This is a genomic window from Pseudomonas sp. 21615526 (assembly GCF_013386245.1).
Classification (GTDB): domain Bacteria; phylum Pseudomonadota; class Gammaproteobacteria; order Pseudomonadales; family Pseudomonadaceae; genus Aquipseudomonas.
The window spans coordinates 1-392 of the sequence record NZ_JACAOM010000252.1 but is presented as its reverse complement, the minus strand read 5'-3'; the positions used below and the strand labels follow the sequence as shown (position 1 = coordinate 392).

Sequence of the window (392 nt, the reverse complement as noted above, 5' to 3'; positions counted from 1 at the left end):
GCACGCTGCTGGTGTGGCCGCCCGGCTGCCCGTATCGCGCCGCCCTGGAGAACTGGCTCAAGCCCCACGACATCAAGCCTGCCATCGCGAGTTATGCCAGTTGGGGCACGATCATTGGCTGCGTCAGCGCGGGGATTGGCGTGGCACTGGCGCCGGAAGGCATCCTGGCGCGCTACGAGCAGGCCAACCAATTGACGTCCTACCGCTTCGACGAATTGGCGGCGGTGGATAACCTGCTGTTCTGGCACAAGGACACCCAACGCCACCTGGCGCGGGATGCCTTTGCGGGGCTGTTGCGGGAGACTTTCGGCTAACCGGTTTTCGCCCCGCTGTGCGTGGGTGCAGGGAGCATCTTCAGCCTTTTGCGGGGGCCAGCCTGGCGTACTGGTCCT

The 392-nt window shown here is 65.3% G+C and carries 1 protein-coding gene; it reads left to right on the top strand.

All coding sequences use genetic code 11. The features are described from left to right. Positions 1 to 314, top strand: a 314-nt coding sequence (locus tag HX786_RS31550) for a LysR substrate-binding domain-containing protein (protein WP_256735357.1), incomplete at its 5' end; no start/stop codon positions are given. Positions 315 to 392 lie beyond the last annotated feature (78 nt).